Consider the following 1,196-nt stretch of genomic DNA (forward strand, 5'->3'; position numbering starts at 1 on the left):
ACACAGTGGACGCGAGCAACTGAGGACAAGCCCTCGGCCTATTAGTACCAGTCAACTCCACCGGTCACCCGGCTTCCATATCTGGCCTATCAACCCAGTCGTCTACTGGGAGCCTTACCCCATCAAGTGGGTGGGAGCCCTCATCTCGAAGCAGGCTTCCCGCTTAGATGCTTTCAGCGGTTATCCCTCCCGAACGTAGCCAACCAGCCATGCCCTTGGCAGGACAACTGGCACACCAGAGGTTCGTCCGTCCCGGTCCTCTCGTACTAGGGACAGCCCTTCTCAAGACTCCTACGCGCACAGCGGATAGGGACCGAACTGTCTCACGACGTTCTAAACCCAGCTCGCGTACCGCTTTAATGGGCGAACAGCCCAACCCTTGGGACCGACTCCAGCCCCAGGATGCGACGAGCCGACATCGAGGTGCCAAACCATCCCGTCGATATGGACTCTTGGGGAAGATCAGCCTGTTATCCCCGGGGTACCTTTTATCCGTTGAGCGACGGCGCTTCCACAAGCCACCGCCGGATCACTAGTCCCGACTTTCGTCCCTGCTCGACCCGTCAGTCTCACAGTCAAGCTCCCTTGTGCACTTACACTCAACACCTGATTGCCAACCAGGCTGAGGGAACCTTTGGGCGCCTCCGTTACTCTTTAGGAGGCAACCGCCCCAGTTAAACTACCCACCAGACACTGTCCCTGATCCGGATCACGGACCCAGGTTAGACATCCAGCACGACCAGAGTGGTATTTCAACAATGACTCCACGAACACTGGCGTGCCCGCTTCACAGTCTCCCACCTATCCTACACAAGCCGAACCGAACACCAATATCAAGCTATAGTAAAGGTCCCGGGGTCTTTCCGTCCTGCTGCGCGAAACGAGCATCTTTACTCGTAGTGCAATTTCACCGGGCCTATGGTTGAGACAGTCGAGAAGTCGTTACGCCATTCGTGCAGGTCGGAACTTACCCGACAAGGAATTTCGCTACCTTAGGATGGTTATAGTTACCACCGCCGTTTACTGGCGCTTAAGTTCTCAGCTTCGCCCCACCGAAATGGAGCTAACCGGTCCCCTTAACGTTCCAGCACCGGGCAGGCGTCAGTCCGTATACATCGCCTTACGGCTTCGCACGGACCTGTGTTTTTAGTAAACAGTCGCTTCTCGCTGGTCTCTGCGGCCACCACCAGCTCAGG

1 rRNA gene (running past one end of the window) is annotated in these 1,196 nt (G+C 56.6%); it reads right to left on the reverse strand.

The window, feature by feature from the left end:
* Positions 1-21: 21 nt before the first annotated feature.
* A 23S ribosomal RNA gene (locus AC07FT_RS36230) occupies positions 22-1,196 on the reverse strand; it runs 2,037 nt beyond the window's last position.

This window comes from Streptomyces sp. NPDC045899, assembly GCF_056431485.1.